The 1,003-nt window shown below is 41.7% G+C and carries 1 protein-coding gene and 4 tRNA genes; all 5 read right to left on the bottom strand.

Going from position 1 to position 1,003, the window contains the following annotated elements; translation table 11 throughout:
• Window positions 1-485: transposase family protein (locus ABE34_RS07340; RefSeq protein WP_197141398.1), on the bottom strand; the 485-nt coding region annotated here is incomplete at its 3' end.
• A 186-nt stretch (window positions 486-671) separates the two neighbouring features.
• Window positions 672-743, bottom strand: a tRNA-Glu gene (locus ABE34_RS07335).
• Window positions 744-745: 2 nt separating this feature from the next.
• Window positions 746-836: transfer RNA gene (locus tag ABE34_RS07330), tRNA-Ser, on the bottom strand.
• A 9-nt stretch (window positions 837-845) separates the two neighbouring features.
• Window positions 846-922, bottom strand: a tRNA-Asn gene (locus ABE34_RS07325).
• Between the two features lie 4 nt (window positions 923-926).
• A tRNA-Ile gene (locus ABE34_RS07320) sits at window positions 927-1,003 on the bottom strand.

The raw sequence follows: 1,003 nt of genomic DNA, 5'->3' as shown, positions 1-1,003 counted from the left end.
CCTGCATCTGTATCGCCTTTATACTCATCAATCGCAATCGCTTTTGGTAAACGTACACCCTCTACTAATTGTTTATTCGCTACCTTTTTAAAACGGCGAATGACCGTCGTGGTTGATGTACCTAGTACTTCTGCAGCTTCTTTAAATGTTTTGGCCTTAATAGCGCGTATACTCACTACTTGATTCCATTCCTTTGAATAACGTTGATATTTATCTACGAAGGGGGATTTTTCAGAGAAACGCTTTCCGCATTTACAAACATAACGACGACGCTTATAGAAAAGAATCGTTAAACGTTCAAACCATTTTAAATGATTGATCTTCTGTATACGATAATCATGAACCTTCGATGTTTCTTTTTTACAAGCTGGACATTGATGCGTACATTTAGGTAATTGTACATACAATGCGATTCGATCGCCTACTTCTTCTACTTTCGTAATCTCTACATCTTTTAATCCTGGGATATTCATGTTAAAATTCATTTGCACAGTTCACCTTTCTATTACTTGTTTCTCGACAATTCAAGTATATATAAATCGGTGAATCTGTGCTTTTTTTATGCGTGGAATTGTGTGAATACCCCAACAAATATTATAGAACCAATCTTAAAAGCTATCTTTATACAAAAAAATGCAGTAGATGTAAATTACATCTACTGCATTTTAGTATGACCCGTACGGGATTCGAACCCGTGTTACCGCCGTGAAAGGGCGGTGTCTTAACCACTTGACCAACGGGCCAATGGCGGAGAAGGAGGGATTTGAACCCTCGCGCCGGTTACCCGACCTACACCCTTAGCAGGGGCGCCTCTTCAGCCTCTTGAGTACTTCCCCACAAAAAAATGGCTCCGAAGGCAGGACTCGAACCTGCGACAACCTGATTAACAGTCAGGTGCTACTACCAACTGAGCTACTTCGGAATAATGGTGGGCCTAAATGGACTCGAACCATCGACCTCACGCTTATCAGGCGTGCGCTCTAACCAGCTGAGCTATAGGCCC

Source organism: Lysinibacillus sphaericus, assembly GCF_015844675.1.
Lineage (GTDB): Bacteria > Bacillota > Bacilli > Bacillales_A > Planococcaceae > Lysinibacillus > Lysinibacillus sphaericus_E.
The sequence above is the reverse complement of the archived record's forward strand: the minus strand, read 5'-3'. Positions and strand labels throughout refer to the sequence as shown.